Here is a 3,115-nt window from a genome sequence, read left to right as displayed (position 1 = left end):
GTTTATTTCGCTACGGTTTGGACTATGTTCAAATGGCTATTCTACGTTTGATTGGTTTTGGAAAAAAAGAAGAATTTAAGAAAGTGCTAGCAATTTTAAGAAAGAAAAAGCCTGATAGGACAAGGATACTATGAAATTTGTCGTGTACAGAGTACTGTTTATTAAAACATGAAATGAAATCGACTTGACTGGTTTTTGATTTAGTAATATTCATCTAAAACTGAATTTCATTCATTTTTAGATATTTTACCTTCCTTTATAAACAAAGCCGAATATTTCATTCGGCTTTGAGTGTGTTAATTAAATTTTTTAGTAAACGTGGATACATTCCTTGATGCGTTCAAACGAACTGAGCTATTTGCTCTTGCTTCACCGACTTAGATGAGTTATTCGCCGCATTTTTATGCTTTAAATCATGCTGGATAGCGTGTTGAAACGCGTTTATCACATCCTGTTCAATTCGTTGAATTTCAGTCTGACGTTCACCTCGAAGTGCAATAAACATTTTTGCAAATTGAATTTGAATATATTCAGTGACTTGTTCAGTTGATAATCCTTCAACCTGCACCGCATATACCATACCTAGCACAATGCCTTGTTCTAAATGGCATGTATTTAGTTCGTATTGCAAATTGGTTTTAAGTGAGCCCAACACTCGTTCATTAACTGAAAGTTTACGTAATGGATCACGTGCGACACGTGCAGATGGATCTTTATAGGCATGTTCACAAGAGTCTATAAAACTTTGAGTCAAGCGGCTAAGATCTTGGGCACGATGTGCGATGGACTGTGTCAACCCCGATTGCACTTCAGTTAATAATTCTTGCATGAATTGCTTGACTTGTGGATCAGCCAACGCGACACCGATTGTTTGATGTCCTAAACTTACAGCCTTCCAGGCCAACATGGCATGCACACCATTCCATAACCGATTTTTGATTAATTGAATTTCACCAATATCATCGACCAAAATCATTTGGCGCATTTTTTCCAGCAATGGACTGTTATTTTCCACATAAATAGGCATGTCTGATTCAGCATTGAATAGAATTAAATCCATGCTTTGCAAAATATGGCTTGGATGAAAATTACGACGCATATCTTCTACATATAAAGTCGCTTGACGTTCCTGTTCAGGATTGAGCCGAGTCGCATCTTCAATTTCAATTTGATCATCTGCTTCAACTTCATCTAATTGAAACTGTTTAAAAATATTGTATTTAATACGCAGTTGACGATAAAGATTCTGATCAGTCAGTTTCGAAACCATGCGGTTTACCACCGTGTCACAGAAATAGTGATGCCGCATAATTTGGTCTGCAACATCTTGACCTGCCAAATCTTCTAAAGCTTGGCTGAGATGCTGTATTAATAACTGTTTTGCGCCGACTTTATTTAAAATAATCAGTAATGTGAGCGGCTCAATCGCTTTTTCATCGTGAGCAATATGTCGCGCATATAACCCCTGTGCAATGGTTTTAGCTTCTTCAGCAATGGCTTTTTCAGGTAAACAAATCGCAACTAGACTCGATTGCGTGTACATATCCTGCATTTGCTGAATATTTTCAGCATCAATAACCTCCATATTTTCTATACGTTCATCATAAGACAGTTGTCCGTAGCGAATGCAATAGGTACCAAAAGCATTTACCGCAGAGCGATACAGTGGATTACGTGTAGAAGCATAGATTTTTTTGGGGCGGGTATAGCCATCCCAATGCGATAAAATTTGCGCTAAATAGCCACCACCAATCGCACCAAAACCATGAATTCCAACAGTTAACTGATTTAGTGTCTGTGGAAACGCTTCTTGAACCTTTGGCATTTCTAAATGTGCAGTAAATGGATCAAGCTCTAATAGGCAGTCATACATACACTCATAATAATAATGTGCCTTGGATAGCATATTTTCATTCGGTGTTTTGATGTCTTTAAACAACATGGTAATGCCGCCAGCATCATAGGCTGAAGTGACACCATTTTCAGAGTCTTCAAACATTAAACATTCTGAGGTTTTTAAGTTAAGTTTTTGCGCCGCCCGCATAAAAATTTCTGGATGTGGTTTGCCCTGCTCAACTTCGTCCCCACAAACCAAGACATCAAAGAATTTATAAACATTGGCATTAATTAAATATTCTTCTGCAATAGCTCGACGACTTGAAGTTGCCACAGCCATACGTAAACTAGACTTACGTAATCGTTCAAGAACTTGTACCAAACCTTTTTTAATGGGCACACCGTACTTACGTACACTTTCTAACTCCAACTCATCTGCACGTTTACGAATTTCAGCATAGGGAATGTTTTCATCATATTCTTCTTGAGCCAGTCGATGCGCACTTTGTGCACTTAAACCGAGACAGTTCATTAAATATGATTCAGAAAACTCCACACCAGTCAATTCTAGAGATGCCTGTTTCAAGGTTTGAAACCGTAAACGCTCAGTATCAAACATTGTTCCATCCATATCAAAAATTGCACCCAGTACAAGATCATTATTGAATTTAAGCATTTAAACTCCGTTATTGTTTTAATGCTAAAAGCATAAAGGAGTATTTTTACAATCCATTCATTTGAGATTTAATGAAACAATTTAGGTTATTTTTTAATCAATTATTAAGCAATCTCATGACTATTTGTAACCTTAGACATCTCACAAGTAACATTGTGTAAGCAAAATACTGTAGGGTCATTTGCGATTTATCTAAGCCAAACCATATTTTCTCTATGTAACGATTAAATCATTTCCTCATTACTCGATACCGTATGCTCAACTTTCATTTTGCTAAATAAGATAAAAAATATCATTAAAGCTAGCATCACGAATAATAAGAAATAATAGGGAAATGCCCGATGCCATTGATATAAGCCTGTACTGATTATGGGTCCAATCACAAAACTTAAAGCTTGTGTTGCAGTACACCAACTCGCGACTTTGGTTTGTAAGTGATTTGGAGCTGATTGTGCGGCTCCTGTGCTAAAGGCAGGGGTGGTGTTTCAAAAAGTATGCTGAAAAAAAGCAGGTTGGATTTTGATAAAATAGAGAAATGCGAATAACTCTAGAAATCAAGTGTCCAGCCTGCCTAAGTGACAGTATAAAGAAAAATGGCACAAA

1 protein-coding gene and 1 pseudogene are annotated in these 3,115 nt (G+C 37.0%); one reads left to right on the top strand and one right to left on the bottom strand.

Going from position 1 to position 3,115, the window contains the following annotated elements:
- A pseudogene (locus FTV09_RS17355) lies at positions 1-134 on the top strand (IS4 family transposase); the annotation flags it as partial.
- A gap of 206 nt (positions 135-340) precedes the next feature.
- On the opposite strand, the gene mtlD reads toward FTV09_RS17355, so the two are convergent.
- Positions 341-2,512: a bifunctional mannitol-1-phosphate dehydrogenase/phosphatase gene (gene mtlD, locus FTV09_RS17350; RefSeq protein ID WP_180058974.1), complete on the bottom strand. Its 2,172-nt coding sequence runs from the start codon at positions 2,510-2,512 to the stop codon at positions 341-343.
- Between the last annotated feature and the right edge of the window lie 603 nt (positions 2,513-3,115).

The sequence above is a fragment of the Acinetobacter sp. YH12227 genome (assembly GCF_013417785.1).
Classification (GTDB): Bacteria; Pseudomonadota; Gammaproteobacteria; order Pseudomonadales; family Moraxellaceae; genus Acinetobacter; species Acinetobacter gandensis.
The sequence above is the reverse complement of the archived record's forward strand: the minus strand, read 5'-3'. Positions and strand labels throughout refer to the sequence as shown.

Bases quoted from the DNA above. Each gene is read 5' to 3' on its own strand.
- mtlD (WP_180058974.1), bottom strand. From the start codon at position 2,512: ATGCTTAAATTCAATAATGATCTTGTACTGGGTGCAATTTTTGATATG.